Source organism: Streptomyces sp. NPDC005774, from assembly GCF_042871645.1.
In the GTDB taxonomy this organism is placed as follows: domain Bacteria; phylum Actinomycetota; class Actinomycetes; order Streptomycetales; family Streptomycetaceae; genus Streptomyces; species Streptomyces pratens.
The window spans coordinates 46,726-59,505 of the sequence record NZ_JBIAIV010000004.1; the positions used below are offsets into that span (position 1 = coordinate 46,726).

12 protein-coding genes are annotated in these 12,780 nt (G+C 73.8%); 4 read left to right on the forward strand and 8 right to left on the reverse strand.

Annotated elements, in window-relative coordinates:
* Window positions 1-6 precede the first annotated feature (6 nt).
* From ACFYQA_RS05535 to ACFYQA_RS05570, 8 genes are read right to left on the reverse strand one after another with little or no spacing between them, the layout of a single operon-like run.
* The gene (locus ACFYQA_RS05535) at window positions 7-663 is read right to left on the reverse strand and encodes a lipopolysaccharide biosynthesis protein (protein WP_388911910.1); all 657 of its coding nucleotides are present in this window, start codon (window positions 661-663) and stop codon (window positions 7-9) included.
* Entirely contained in the window at window positions 660-1,817 is a 1,158-nt protein-coding gene (locus tag ACFYQA_RS05540) for a glycosyltransferase (protein ID WP_388911913.1), read from the reverse strand. The genes ACFYQA_RS05535 and ACFYQA_RS05540 overlap by 4 nt, the downstream gene beginning before the upstream one ends.
* Before the next feature lies 1 nt (window position 1,818).
* Complete coding sequence (locus tag ACFYQA_RS05545) at window positions 1,819-2,619, reverse strand: polysaccharide deacetylase family protein (RefSeq protein ID WP_388911916.1); 801 nt, start codon at window positions 2,617-2,619, stop codon at window positions 1,819-1,821.
* Complete coding sequence (murJ, locus tag ACFYQA_RS05550) at window positions 2,603-4,315, reverse strand: murein biosynthesis integral membrane protein MurJ (protein WP_388911919.1); 1,713 nt, start codon at window positions 4,313-4,315, stop codon at window positions 2,603-2,605. Before murJ ends, ACFYQA_RS05545 begins: the two co-directional genes overlap by 17 nt.
* Complete coding sequence (locus tag ACFYQA_RS05555) at window positions 4,312-5,748, reverse strand: O-antigen ligase family protein (protein WP_388912381.1); 1,437 nt, start codon at window positions 5,746-5,748, stop codon at window positions 4,312-4,314. The genes murJ and ACFYQA_RS05555 overlap by 4 nt, the downstream gene beginning before the upstream one ends.
* Window positions 5,745-7,184 carry an exopolysaccharide biosynthesis polyprenyl glycosylphosphotransferase gene (locus ACFYQA_RS05560; protein ID WP_388911922.1) on the reverse strand — a complete coding sequence of 480 codons (1,440 nt, stop codon included), beginning with the start codon at window positions 7,182-7,184 and terminating at the stop codon, window positions 5,745-5,747. Before ACFYQA_RS05560 ends, ACFYQA_RS05555 begins: the two co-directional genes overlap by 4 nt.
* Window positions 7,181-8,527 carry a glycosyltransferase gene (locus ACFYQA_RS05565; protein WP_388911925.1) on the reverse strand — a complete coding sequence of 449 codons (1,347 nt, stop codon included), beginning with the start codon at window positions 8,525-8,527 and terminating at the stop codon, window positions 7,181-7,183. Before ACFYQA_RS05565 ends, ACFYQA_RS05560 begins: the two co-directional genes overlap by 4 nt.
* Complete coding sequence (locus tag ACFYQA_RS05570) at window positions 8,524-9,621, reverse strand: DUF3344 domain-containing protein (RefSeq protein WP_388911927.1); 1,098 nt, start codon at window positions 9,619-9,621, stop codon at window positions 8,524-8,526. Before ACFYQA_RS05570 ends, ACFYQA_RS05565 begins: the two co-directional genes overlap by 4 nt.
* 544 nt (window positions 9,622-10,165) lie before the next feature.
* Here ACFYQA_RS05570 and ACFYQA_RS05575 point away from each other — a divergent pair.
* From ACFYQA_RS05575 to ACFYQA_RS05590, 4 genes are all read left to right on the forward strand, one after another.
* Window positions 10,166-10,438: a hypothetical protein gene (locus ACFYQA_RS05575; protein WP_388911930.1), complete on the forward strand. Its 273-nt coding sequence runs from the start codon at window positions 10,166-10,168 to the stop codon at window positions 10,436-10,438.
* A 135-nt stretch (window positions 10,439-10,573) separates the two neighbouring features.
* A complete protein-coding gene (locus ACFYQA_RS05580; RefSeq protein WP_388911933.1) occupies window positions 10,574-11,239 on the forward strand; it encodes a tyrosinase family oxidase copper chaperone in 666 nt (221 codons plus the stop codon).
* The gene (locus ACFYQA_RS05585) at window positions 11,223-12,089 is read left to right on the forward strand and encodes a tyrosinase family protein (protein ID WP_388911936.1); all 867 of its coding nucleotides are present in this window, start codon (window positions 11,223-11,225) and stop codon (window positions 12,087-12,089) included. Before ACFYQA_RS05580 ends, ACFYQA_RS05585 begins: the two co-directional genes overlap by 17 nt.
* A gap of 231 nt (window positions 12,090-12,320) precedes the next feature.
* The gene (locus tag ACFYQA_RS05590) at window positions 12,321-12,593 is read left to right on the forward strand and encodes a hypothetical protein (protein ID WP_388911939.1); all 273 of its coding nucleotides are present in this window, start codon (window positions 12,321-12,323) and stop codon (window positions 12,591-12,593) included.
* The last annotated feature ends 187 nt before the right edge of the window (window positions 12,594-12,780 follow it).

Sequence of the window (12,780 nt, forward strand, 5' to 3'; positions counted from 1 at the left end):
CCGCCGTCACCGCTGTCCGCGCACAGCGGCGGCGGGGGCGGGCACCGAGGCGGTGGGGACGGGGGCGTCGTCCCCGTCCCCACCGGTCCGTCGCGGCCGGGCCAGCAGCGCCAGACCGCCCAGCAGCCCGCCCGCACTCGCCCCCACCAGAGCGGTCAACGCCGGGGAGGCGGACGTCGGGCTGCTCGGCTTCACCGCGCGCGAGAACTGCACGAGCCGGACCTGGGTGCTGTTTCCGGCCTTCTCCGCGTGCTGCGTCAGCGCGCGGGAGACCGCGTTGGCCATGTCGACGGCGAGGTCGGGGCGTGAGGAGGTGGCCGAGACGGCGACCATCGGCGCGTCCGGCGAGGTCGCCGTGCGCACGCTGTCCTGCAGGGTCCGCACCGGCACGCCCGCCCACACCTGCGCGTCCCCGAGCAGCGCGAGCTGCGTGGCCACCCGTCCGTACGCCTGCGCGAAACCGCGGGCGGACTCCGGGGTGGAGTTCACGGTCGGTACGGCGACGACGTAGCTGGTGGCCGTGTATGTGGTGGGGGTGAGAAGGCCGTACGCGCCGCCGGACAGGCAGCCGGCGAGGGTGCCGGCCGCGATCACGGACCAGGCCGGCAACCTCCTGGCACGGGCCAGGAACAGACGGAGCCGGGGGGTCGGAGTGTCGGTCATGAGGAGCTTGCTCCCGGAGAAGAGGAGAGGGACGACGAAGAACGGGAAACGGCTGTTGCGTACACGTCCATGAGACGGTCGGCGCTGCGGGTGATGCTGTAGCGGTGCGCGGCCTTGGGGGCGGTGCGTGGCAGCGGGCCCGCCGCCCGGGCCTCGGCGATCGCCCGCGCGTACGCCTCGGGGCCGCCCCGCACCCGCCGGGCGCCGGCCGAGGCCTGTGGCGGCAGGTCCTCGATCGCCGGACAGGAGGCGTAGACCACGGGCAGGCCCGACGCCAGCGCCTCCACGACCGCCAGGCCGAAGGCCTCCTCCAGGGACGGGGACGCCAGCACGTCCATCGCCGAGGTGAGCGACGGCAGGTCGGGGCCCGGGGAGCCGTCCGCGACATAGGGACACTCGCCGGTGAACAGGACCCGGTCGGCCACCTTGGCCTCCCGGGCCGTACGGCGCAGGGCGTGCTCCTCGGGGCCGCCGCCCACCAGCAGCAGCCAGTGGTCGTCCGGGAGCCGGGCGAGCGCCCGGACCAGGACGTCGAACCGCTTCCCGGGGGTGAGCCGGCCGACGCCGCCCACGACGAAAGCGCCCTGGGGCAGGCCGAGACGGCGGCGGGTACGCGCGCGCCGCTCCGCCTCGAAACGGAAGCGTTCCAGGTCGATGCCGTTCGGGACGACCTCGATACGGGGAGCGGGCACGCCCCAGCGCTCCAGCCGGTCGGCCACCGCCGGGGACACGGCGACCGTCGCCGAACCGAGCCGCTCGCTGGAGACGTACAGCGCGCGCACCCCCGCCGTCAGCCTGCGGCCCTCCATCTGCGAGTCGCCCAGGGAGTGTTCGGTGGCGACGACCGCGCGGACCCCGGCGACGCGCGCGGCGAGCCGGCCGTAGACGCAGGCCCGGTACAGGTGCGTGTGCACCAGGTCGTAGCCGCCCGAGCGGATCAGCCGGACCAGCCGCGGGAGCGCGGTCACGTCACGGTTGCCGCCCATGCCCAGATGCGTGACGCGGACACCGTCGGCGGTGAGGCCCTCGGCGACCGCACCGGGGTTGGTGAGCGTCACGACGTCGCAGTCGACGGGCAGATGACGCAGCAGCAGCCGCAACTGCTGCTCGGCCCCGCCCACACCGAGGCCGGTGATGATGTGCAGAGCCCTCATCTCACCGGCCCCCCACCGGGCGCCGGCGCAGCCGGTGCAGCCGGTACTTGAGACCCAGGCGCCACGCCGTGTCGTTCTGACCGATGTGCACGCGCGGCAGGGCGTGCGGGCCGGTCAGCGGGCCGGGGTCGATGGCACAGGCGTAGGCGTAGCCCGCCTCCCGCACGGCCCGTACGGCGCGGACGTCGACCGTGCCGTACGGATAGCAGAAGCCGTCGACCCGGGTGCCGGTCAACTCCGCGAGCCGATCGCGGCTCTCGGCCACCTCGGCCTCGAGGACGAGGTCGTCCGCCCGGGTGAGATCGACGTGGGTCAGCCCGTGCGAGCCGATCTCCACGCCCTCGGCCGCCGCGTGCCGGATGCCGGCCGCGGTCAGCAGCGGCTTGCGCGGGCCGAGCGGGTCCCAGGCGTTGTCGCCGCCGAGCCGCCCGGGCAGGACGAAGAGCGTGGCGCCGCAGTCCCAGCGGCGCAACAGCGGCAGGGCCTCGGTGACGAAGTCGGCGTACCCGTCGTCGAACGTCAGCCCGACCAGGCGCCGCCCCTCCCCCCGGGCGCGGGCGGCGAGCAGGTCGGCCACGGACACGCCCCGCAGCCCCCGCCGGCGCAGCCAGGCCAGCTGCCCCTCGAGCCGCTCGGGTGTGACCGTGATGCGGTACGGATCGTCCGAGCAGTCGCCCACCGAGTGGTACATCGCCACCCACGGGACAGGGCCCGGGGGCGCGGCGGGGAGTCTGCCGGTGTCGAAGGAACCGGCGGAGTCGACGGAATCGACGGAGCCGGCGGAATCAATGGGAGCGGCCATGGGTGAGCCTTCGTGTGACGGTGCGCACGGAGCGCACTGCGGATGCGGAGCCCTGGACACCCAGGGCCAGACAGAGCGCGGCGAAGACGCCGGTCACGCTCAGGGCGCCGGCCGCGAGACCCGCCACCGGGGACGCGAACCGGCTCGCGGCGAACGACCCGACGGCGGTGGCGACGACCGCGGCGAGCACCGGCCTGCTCAACTCGGCCAGGACCGGCCGAACCCGGAGGGAGACCCCGTAGGGGCTGCCGCGCCGGGACGCTCGCAGACCGGTCAGCAGCAGGACGGCCGTGACGGTGATGCCGAACGCGTTGGCGGCGGCGATCCCCGCCACCCCCCAGGGACGCACGGCGACGGCGCCGAGCACCGACGTGGCGGTGATGCCGGCGCCCATCACCGCGAGGGGATACCAGCTGGGCCGGCCCGCCGAGAAGTACGAGCGGACCAGCGTCCCCACCAGGGTCTGCCCCAGCAGCCCGAGGGCGTACACGCGCATGACGGCCGAGGTCGCCCCGGTGTCGCCCGCGGTGAACGCGCCGCGCTGGAAGAGAAGTTCGATCATCTGCGGGGCGCAGGCGATCACCGCGCCCATGCCGGTCAGCACCACACAGGAGGACAGCACCAGATCCCGCTCCACGCGGTCGCGCGCGCGTTCGGTGTCCCCGTCCGCCAGCGCCCGCGCCACCACGGGGAAGGTGACGGTGCACACCATCAGCGACAGTGTCATCGGGATCTGGGCGACCTTCTGCGCGTAGTTCAGGTGCGAGATGGCCCCGGAGGGCAGGGAGGAGGCGAGGAAGCGTTCGACGAGGACCTGCGACTGGCGGCACAGCGCGAAGAGGAGCACAGCGGCGATCAGGGCGAGCCGTACCGGCCGCTCCTGCGCGTCGCCCGCCGTCCTTTCGACAGCCGGCGTGCGGGACGCCAGCTGCCGCCACAGCGACGGCAGTTGCACCAGCACCATCAGACAGCCGCCCACCGCGACCCCGACCGCCGCGGCACGCACGCCCCATGTGCGGCCGAGCAGGAACATCGCGGCGATGATGCCGGTGTTGTACGCGACGTAGATCGCCCCGGGCGCGGCGAAGCGGCGGTGGGCCCGCAGGGCGGCGCTGCAGTAACCGGCGATCCCGAAGGCCAGCAGGCTGATCGCCGTGAGCCGGGTGCAGTCGACGGCCAGCCCGGGGTCGGGCAGGCCCGGTGCCAGGACCTGGACCAGGAAAGGGGCCGCGGCGGCGACCAGGGCGGCCGTCGCGGCGAAGGCGAGGCACAACCGGGGCAGCGTGGCGGCGACCAGGGCACGGACCGGGTCGCCCGGTTCGCCCCGGGCACGCCGGGCCAGCGCCATGCTGAACGCCGGGATCAGCGCGATCGCCAGCCCGTCCTCGATCAGCAGCGTGGCGGCGATCTCCGGCACGGTCCACGCGACCAGGAAGGCGTCCGTGTCGCTGCCGGCACCGAACAGCCGCGCCAGCGACTGGTCGCGTACCAGGCCGAGCAGGGAGCCGGCGATGGACAGCGCCGCCGTGACGAGCGCGGCACGGGCGAGGAACTTCCGGGAAGTCGAGGCCGGGGCCGGGGCCGGGCCGGGCCCGGCCCCGGCGGGCGTGACGGCACGCGCCGCGGGCACGGACGCCGCCCCGTCGGTGTCCCCGTCGGTGTCGGGGGCGGGGGTCTGCGAGGGCACCACCGTCATCGCGCGGCGACCCCCTCGACACGTTCCGCTGCCGTGCCCCGCGACACGACGTCCCGACGCTCGCCGCCGGCCAGTGCCCACCACGTCGCGAGCCCCAGGCTCAGGGCGATCAGCATCGTCGAGGGGCCGCCGATGTCGCCGTACACGAAGTCGGTCAGCAGCCAGAGCAGCAGCCCGCAGGCGACGAGCCCACAGTCGAGTCCCGGCCCACGGCCGGGTTCCGGCCCATGGTCGGGTTCCGGCCCATGGTCGAGTCCCGGCCCGTCGCCGCGTGCGCGTCCGCGGCCGCGCACGCGCAGCAGCCTCCGGCCCCCGCCCACCAGCAGCGCCAGCCAGCCGCCGGCGAGGGCGAGCAGCCCGATCAGGCCCTGCTCGCTCAGCACCAGCAGGTACATGTTGTGCGGCGAGAGCAGCTGCTGCTTCCGGTACTCCGTCCCCGCGCCCTCGATGTCACTGCCCGAGGACAGCGCCAGGGTGGCGTGCCCGTCGCGGTACTCGGGGAAGCCCTTCAGGCCCACACCCGTCAGCGGCTGCTCGCGCCACATGCCGCCCGCGGACGCCCACAGGGCGTACCGGTCCACGACCGACTGATCGGGGGCGTCGCCGACCTGCGCGATGCTGTCGATCCGCTCCTGCAACTGGGCCGTGCCGATGCCGAACCCGCCGATCAGAACCACGCCCGCGGCTGCCACGGCCAGGGCCACCTTCAGCGTGCGCCGCAGCCCGGTCAGCACCAACTGCACGGCGCACGTCAGGGCGGTCGCGATCCAGGCACCCCGGCTGAAGGAGAGGGCGAGCGGCAGCAGCAGGGCCACGGCGCAGCCGGTGGCCGTCATCCGCTGCCACCCGACTGTCCGGCCCAGCGCGATCCCGACCGCGCACACCAGGCCGAGGGAGACCGCCGTCGCCATGCCCATCACGTCATGGGCGCCGAAGGTGCCGACCGCCCGGACGCCCTCGCCCTGGTAGGAGGCGCCGGTCCCGGTGACGTACTGATGCACGCCGACGGCTCCCTGCCACAGCGCGAGTCCCACGAACGACCAGGCCAGCACCCGGAAGTCGGTGCGGTCGCGGACCAGGATCAGTACGGCCGCCGGGACAAGCACGAAGATCTGCAGATAGCGGCCCAGGCCGGTGAACCCGGCCTCCGGCGAGGACGCCCCCATCGCGGCGAGCGCGAGCCCCACGACCGGCAGGCCCAGCACCACGGCCGCGGCGGGCGACAGCGGCCGCCGCCGCTCACGCAGCAGGCGGATCACGCAGTACACCACCACCAGCCCGGAGACCACATCCGCGGGCCCCGCTCCGCCGTGCGTCACCGGCAGGGCCAGCAGGGCGGGCAGCGCCACCAGGGGCAGCACCGGCACCAGCCCGGCGGCCCGGCGGGGGAGCGGGAACGGGAGCGGTGCGGGGGCGAGACTCACGTCGGTCAGCTCCCCGTCGGACGGACCAGCGTGACCGCGGTGCGCAGCAGGATGCAGATGTCCTGCCACAGCGACCAGTCGTCGATGTAGGCGTTGTCGAACCGGCAGCGGTCCTCGATCGAGGTGTCGCCGCGCAGGCCGTGGACCTGGGCGAGGCCGGTGACGCCGGCCCGCATCCGGTGGCGGGCCGCGTAACCCGGGTAGGTCCGGCTGAACTGGGAGACGAAGTAAGGGCGTTCGGGGCGCGGCCCGACCAGGCTCATGTCGCCGCGGAGCACGTTCCACAACTGGAGCAGCTCGTCGAGCGAGGTGCGCCGCAGCATGCGGCAGAACCGGCGCATCTCGTTCTCGTTGGCCACGCTCCACCGGGTCGCCGACTCGTGCTCGTCGACCGGCCGGTGCGTACGGAACTTCAGCAGCGTGAACGGCTCTCCGCCCCTGCCGATGCGCTCCTGCCGGAACACCACGCCCGGCCCGTCACTGATCCGCAGCGTCAGCGCGCACACCAGCAGCAGCGGACCGGCCAGCAGCAGCAGCGTCCCCGACACGAGGATGTCGAGCATGCGCTTGCCCGCACTGCCGCGGCGCGCCGGCGACAGGTCCAGGAGACGGCACGGGAAACCGGCCAGCCGTTCCTTCGCCGGGTACGGCGGGGAGTCGGCGTCGACCTCCCGGACCACGCAGCCGGCCTCGGCCAGCGCGCGCAGCAGCGGGCCCTGTCCGGCGTGTACGGAGGGGTGAACGGCCAGCACGGACCGCACCCCGTTCTGGATGACCGCCCGCTCGACCTCCTCACCGGTGCGCAGCACCGGCAGGCCCTCGATGCCGTCCGGCTGCTCGGCGACGACCCCCACCGGCCGCACACCGCACCGCGGGTGGCGCAGCAGGGCGGCGGCCACGCGTTGCGCGGTCGCCGCCGGGCCGACGACGAGCGCCGCGTGCGGATGGCGCCGCAGCGCGGCGCGCCGCCGCCCGTGCACGGCCGCGCGCAGCGCACAGCCGGCCGCCGACTGCAGGACGAGGCCCGTCAGCACGGTGCCGGCGGACAACGCGTGCTCCGGCCGGTACGCCGCCCAGAGTGCCGCGGACGCCAGCCAGGCCACCGCGACCCGGCCGCACACGGCGGGCAGTTCCTCCAGCAGTCCCTGCCCCTGCCCCTGCCCCGGCGGCCGGTCGCCGCGGGGGCGCAGCAGCAGCGACGCGGCGATCAGCAGGGCGACGAGCGGGAAGTGCCGCTGGGCGCCGGACAGCGTCAGCACGCCCAGCAGGGCCGCGGCGGCATCCGCGAGAAGCAGCGGTACGGGCGAAGGCGGCCGCGCCGAAGGACGCGGGCCGGACAGCCGCGGACCGTCGGCGGTGTCGCGCGGCGGCATGACGGAGAGGGACGAGGAGCCGTGGTTCCCCGGCGGTACGCCGGGGGAGGTCATGGTGCGTTCGGCGTTCACGAGCGGATGATCTCCCTGTGCTTGGTGAGCTCGACGCGCTGCGCGGTCCGGTTCGCCGCTTCGGCACAGCAGCCCGCGTCGAGCGGCTGCCCCTGCTCGGCGCCGCGGGTCTCGCCACGCTCGACGGTCCGGAACGGACGTGCCCTCCCCCTGGAGGGCCAGGTGCCGAGCAGGTCGCGGTAGACGTCGGCGACCTGCTCGGCGGTGTGCCGTACGTCGTGGACGGACAGCACGTGCTGACGGCCCAGGTCGCCGAGCGACTCACGCAGCGGCGGGTCGAGCAGCAGCCCGGACAGGGCCCCGGCCAGAGCCTCCGGGCTCTCCGGCGGTACCAGACAACGGGAGGCGAAGGACGACGGCAGGCTCTCGCGAGCGCCGTCGACGTCCGTGACCACCACGGGACGCCCGCAGGCCATCGCCTCCAGCGGGGCGAGGGCCATGCCCTCCCAGCGGGACGGCAGGACGACGAGGTCGGCGGCCTGGTACCAGGGAGAGGCGTCGGTGACGGCTCCCGCGAACAACACGGACTCCGGGGCCCGGGCGCGCAGCCGGTCGTGGTCCGGCCCGTCGCCCACCAGGACGAGGCGTGCGGCGGGCACCCGCCGCACGACGGCGTCCCACGCCCGCAGCAGGACGTCCTGTCCCTTCTGCCGGCAGAGCCGCCCCACACAGACCACGATCGGCGCCGCGGGGTGGAGGGCTGCGAGCGGGGCGAGCCCGGCCCGCGCGGTGCCGGTGCCGGCCGGGCAGAAGCGTTCGGGATCGATGCCGTTGGGGACGACGGTCCACCGTCCGGAAATCCCGGCGTGCACGCCGGTCGCCCGTTCCGCCTCACTCACGCACACCACCCGCGTGGCCCAGCGTGCCCCCCATCGCTCCCACCCGAGCGCGAGCGCCGCGGTGACCCCGCCCACCGCCTCGAACGACCAGGCGTGCGGCTGGAAGACCGTCGGAATCCGCCCGCGCACCGCGAGCCGCCCGGCGAGCCCGGCCTTCGCGCTGTGCGCGTGCACCAGATCGGGGCGCACCTCGTCGATCACCCGTGCGAGGTGCCGTACCTCCCGCACGAGCGACGGGCCGGGCGACCGCGTCGACCGCCAGTCCCGTACCTGCGCGCCGAGCGCCCGCAGGTGGAGGGCGAGCGCGCTGTCGGGGCAGACCGCGGTGACGTCCAGGCCGTCCGCCACCTGTGTACGGACCAGATCCGTCACCACGCGCGCGACCCCGCCTTCCACCGGCTGGGTGAGGTGCAGTACCCGCAGCCGGCGGCCGGAGGGGAACAGGTCCGTGCGTCCGGATTCCTCGTTCGTGACGGCACCCGGGACGGTGGGCGGCGTGCTCATCGCCGGGCGTCGACGGCGGTGAAGAGCACGCCGGCCCAGGCCGCGTCCCGCTGGGACGAGAGAAGGAGGCCCACCCGGTCGCCGGCGTGCAGCAGACCGCGTCCGAGGGTGAACACGTCGGAGTCGTAGCCGAGGGTGTTGGAATGTGCCGGCACCCGCGTCGGGGCCGCCCCGGCGGGCCCGCTGATGGTGGAGTTCAGGACGTCGCCGGCGGGGTTGGCGGAGTCGGAGAGCGTCGCGGTGGAAGCGGGCGTGCCGGTGGTCACGGTGAGCGAGTCGCCCGTGGTGCCGCGGTCGCCGTTGTACGCCACCAGCCCCACCTGGCCCTCCGCGCCCGCGGCGAGGTCCAGGCCGCTGAGCCGGACCTCGGGCCCCGTGCGGGACTTCAGCGGCGCGAAGCCGTCCCAGAGCGAGAGATGTCGCAGCGGCTCCGCCGGGTTCTCGTACGCCACCACCAGGGTCCAGCCGCCCCACGCGCCGGCCGCCGACCGGCCGGCGGCCACGTTGACATCGGCCACGGTGTAGAGACCCGGCCCGCTGTCCCGCACCAGCCCGGTGACGTCCGCCGAGGCCTGGAAGGCGTCCGCGCCGTCCGCCACGTCGTGTCCGACGACGGTGTCCGCGAGGAGCTCCTTGTAGTCCCCGCCGGGTTCGGCGATCAGGACCCGCCCGTTGTCCTGCGCGGGCTTCTGTTCGCCCACGCGCAGGTTGCCGCCCCAGTACAGGCGTGCGTACGTCACCTGCGAGCCGGTGGGCAGGCGGACCTCCGCGCGGGAGGAGTTGTAGGTGTTCGGGTCGCGGTCGACGTCGACGTAGAACATGTCGAAGTCGCCGTTCACCGCTTGCGCGCCCGCCTGCACGTCGGCGCACGAGGACCCCCGGGCCGTGCGGCAGGTGGCGGAGGAGTTGGCCGCGCGCACGATGCCGCCGTGCTGGAGCGCGTGATACCGCTGATCGAACGCGAGACTGCTCGCTTCCGGCGCGGGCGGCGCGGCCGGAGCGGCGGCAGGGGAGCCGCAGGGTGCCCACAGCGCGACAAGAGCGAGGACGCCCACCGTGGCAGGGCGAAGCAAATGGCCCAGGGATTGGCGCATGACCGTCGGAGCCTTTCGGAACGGGTGGCGGTGACCGGATGGGTGAAGACGACGTCCTCGGCCGGCAGTGCCGTCGATGTCGGAGCCTCGCCCGAGGACGGCGACGACGAGCAGGACCGCCGGGATGGAGCAGGCAGCACGACGAGTGCGATGCATCCGCTTCTGGGGGTGCGTCGGCGCAACTCTAGCCACCGGCCGGACAAATTTGCCGAAACTCAATCAACACCGACAACTGTGTTGGAATCGTGAAACCGGTCCTCGGTGGGCGGCACCCGGGCGGTACCGCTCCGCCGCCTCGTCGGACGGGTCAGAGCCGTACAGGTGAAAAGGGGACGTCGGAGGCTTGCCGCGCCGCTCGTGCGGATCGGAAACCTCGACGCCCGCGGTCATCGTTCCGCCGGCACCGGTGGCGCCGGCGCCCGTTGGATCTCATATGACGACTCGTCAATCCGTGGTCCCCCGGTTTCCGCACCGGCCGAGGATCGTTGAGCACGACGACACAAAGCCCCCTCCGGCGACCCGCGTTGCCGAAGAAAGGAACACGATGAAGTCCCTGAAGGCTGCCGCCGTCATTGCCGGGTCCCTGATTGCCGCCGGTATGGCCGCGCCCGCGTACGCGCAGGGGATCGACCTGGCGTCCACCGGCCTCGACACCGGCCTGAACACGCGCACCGCGGTCCCCTTCGAACTCATGTCGTCGCAGGACGAGTCGAGCGCCACCGAGTCCCGGACGTCGGTGTTCGGCACCGCGGAGGAGGCGGCGGACGTGGTGAACCAGGCCAAGCCGATGCACGGCGATCTGGGGCTGCACGCCTGAGACGCGCCGTACGAAGTCGGCCCCCGGTCCTGACCGGGGGCCGACTTCGTGTGTTCCCCCCTCGCCGCGCGGCGGTGACCATGCGGCAGGTCCGGCGGTTGGAACAGCGACAGCCGTTCGGACAAGGAGTGGAACATGATTGTCCCCATTGGCTCGGCACCCAGGGGTGCCGAGGACGCGGCGCAGCGCCCGGCGCCGCCCGGACCGGCGGGCAGAACACGACGGGACGTGGCGCGCGGTCTGCGGGCCGGCGCCCTCGGCGGCGTCCTGGCTCCGGTGCTCGCCGCCTTCCGGTCTCCGCGCCCCGAACCCGCGGAAACGGACTCCCCGGGCGACACCGCCTCCGCCTCCGCCTCCGCCTCTGCCTCCGCCTCTGCCTCTGCCTCCGCCTCTGCCTCTGCCTCTGCCTCTGCCTCCGCCTCCGCCTCCGCCTCCGCCTCCGCCTCTGCCTCTGCCTCTGCCTCTGCCTCTGCCTCCGCCTCCGCCTCTGCCTCCGCCTTCGCCTTCGAGCGGGTCCATCGCGGCCGTCGCATCCGGGGGACGTGGGCCCCGGGGCGCACCGCGGCCGAGGACGGGCGGTGGCACGTCACGGTGGACGGCCGCCCCCTGCATCTGATGCGCCGCGCCGACGGCGGCTGGCTGAGCACGGTCGACCACTACTGCTCCTACCGGACGCCGCTCGAGGCCGCCCGTGCGGCCGTCGACGCGCTCGGCCCCGGCGAGCGGCTGCGTGATGCGGCGTCGGAGCCGGGAGGTGCGGGACACGCGCACGGGGAGGGCCGGCATGGCGTACGTGCGTAAGGACGCCGGCACACTCACGGCGGCCGAGAGGCGACGGTTTGTCAAGGCGCTGCTGGAGGTCAAACGTCGGGGCGAGTACGACGAGTTCGTGCGGATGCACCTCGCGTACTACTCCTCCGACGGCGGGCGCGGACTGCGCACCGCGCACATGGCGCCCTCCTTCCTGCCCTGGCACCGCCGGTTCCTGCTCGACCTGGAGGACGCCCTGCGCCGGGTGGACCCGGCGGTGACCCTTCCGTACTGGGACTGGACCCGTGACCGCACGGCCACCTCCGCACCGTGGACGGCGGACCTCCTCGGCGGCGACGGGCGCCGGTCCGACCAGCGGGTGATGACGGGGCCGTTCGCGTACGGGCAGGGCGACTGGACCATCGAAGTGGGCGTGACCGACGGGGGGTTCCTCACCAGGGACCTCGGCCGCCGCCGCGACCCGATCGAGCTGCCCACCACGAGCGACCTGGAGCGGGCGCTGAAGGACCCCGTCTACGACGCGGGTCCCTGGGACTCGACGGTCACGCGGGGTTTCCGCAACAAGCTGGAGGGCTGGAGCACCGGCCGGGGCAGCGCGTCCTGGCGCAACCACAACCGGGTGCACCGCTGGGTCGGCGGAGCCATGCTCGGTGCCGCCTCCGTCAACGACCCCGCCTTCTGGCTGCACCACGCCTTCGTCGATCTGCAGTGGTACCGCTGGCAGCGCCGGCACGGCGGGGCCCGCTACCTCCCCGCGAAACCGCCGGGCCCAGACGACGAGCAGCACCGCCGGATCGTGGCACGGCACGAGAAGCTGCCGCCGTGGGACGTGACACCGGACGAGCTGGAGGACGTCGGCCGGATCTACCGGTACGCGTGAGGCGGCGCCAGGTCCGGCTCCATGAGGAGAACCCCGGCGCTCGGGGCGCCGGGCGGACACGCGTTCTTGGGCCACCCGATGTGCGTGTGGCAGGCCCGTGACGTGCATCTTCGCAAGAAACTTACGTGCATGGGTGTTTTGGCTGTCCAAAGTCGCAAACGTCACTTACGTTATGCACTGTCAGTGACCAGCCCGGCACGGGTTGTGTCCACTCGGGAAATCGGAGAAGTAATGCGCAAGTACCAGAAGGCCGCCGTCGTCATGGCCATGCTCGGCAGTGTCGGCTTCCTCGGCGCCGGCGTCAGCCACGCCGGTGACGAGCCGTCGTTCGAGCTCAACAACAAGCAGGCCACGACCTGCATCCAGGACAACTCCGTCCAGGGTCTCGTCAACATCGACGACGTCAACGCTGGTGTCGGCGCCCTGCTGGGCCTCGGTAACGCGGAGAACAAGGAGACCAACGCGGTCTCCTGCACCTCCAGCGTCGCCCTCGGCGGCAAGTGATCACTGCCAGGTGAGCCAGGTGGGTCCCGGGGCTCGAACCCAGGTGTTCGAGCTCCGGGCCCGCCCGGCATGCCGGCCGGTCCGGGCGTCCGGACCGGCTCCGCCGCTCAGGGCGGCGGCACCCCGTTTCCCTAGGCGCGACGCGGCGTTTCATCTAACAACTGCCGTAAATGTCGCCTACATTAGC

Coding starts and splice junctions, on each gene's coding strand:
- ACFYQA_RS05535 (WP_388911910.1), bottom strand. CDS start 663: ATGACCGACACTCCGACCCCCCGGCTCCGTCTGTTCCTGGCCCGTGCC.
- ACFYQA_RS05540 (WP_388911913.1), bottom strand. CDS start 1,817: ATGAGGGCTCTGCACATCATCACCGGCCTCGGTGTGGGCGGGGCCGAG.
- ACFYQA_RS05545 (WP_388911916.1), bottom strand. CDS start 2,619: ATGGCCGCTCCCATTGATTCCGCCGGCTCCGTCGATTCCGTCGACTCC.
- murJ (WP_388911919.1), bottom strand. CDS start 4,315: ATGACGGTGGTGCCCTCGCAGACCCCCGCCCCCGACACCGACGGGGAC.
- ACFYQA_RS05565 (WP_388911925.1), bottom strand. CDS start 8,527: ATGAGCACGCCGCCCACCGTCCCGGGTGCCGTCACGAACGAGGAATCC.
- ACFYQA_RS05570 (WP_388911927.1), bottom strand. CDS start 9,621: ATGCGCCAATCCCTGGGCCATTTGCTTCGCCCTGCCACGGTGGGCGTC.
- ACFYQA_RS05575 (WP_388911930.1), top strand. CDS start 10,166: ATGAAGTCCCTGAAGGCTGCCGCCGTCATTGCCGGGTCCCTGATTGCC.
- ACFYQA_RS05580 (WP_388911933.1), top strand. CDS start 10,574: ATGATTGTCCCCATTGGCTCGGCACCCAGGGGTGCCGAGGACGCGGCG.
- ACFYQA_RS05585 (WP_388911936.1), top strand. CDS start 11,223: ATGGCGTACGTGCGTAAGGACGCCGGCACACTCACGGCGGCCGAGAGG.
- ACFYQA_RS05590 (WP_388911939.1), top strand. CDS start 12,321: ATGCGCAAGTACCAGAAGGCCGCCGTCGTCATGGCCATGCTCGGCAGT.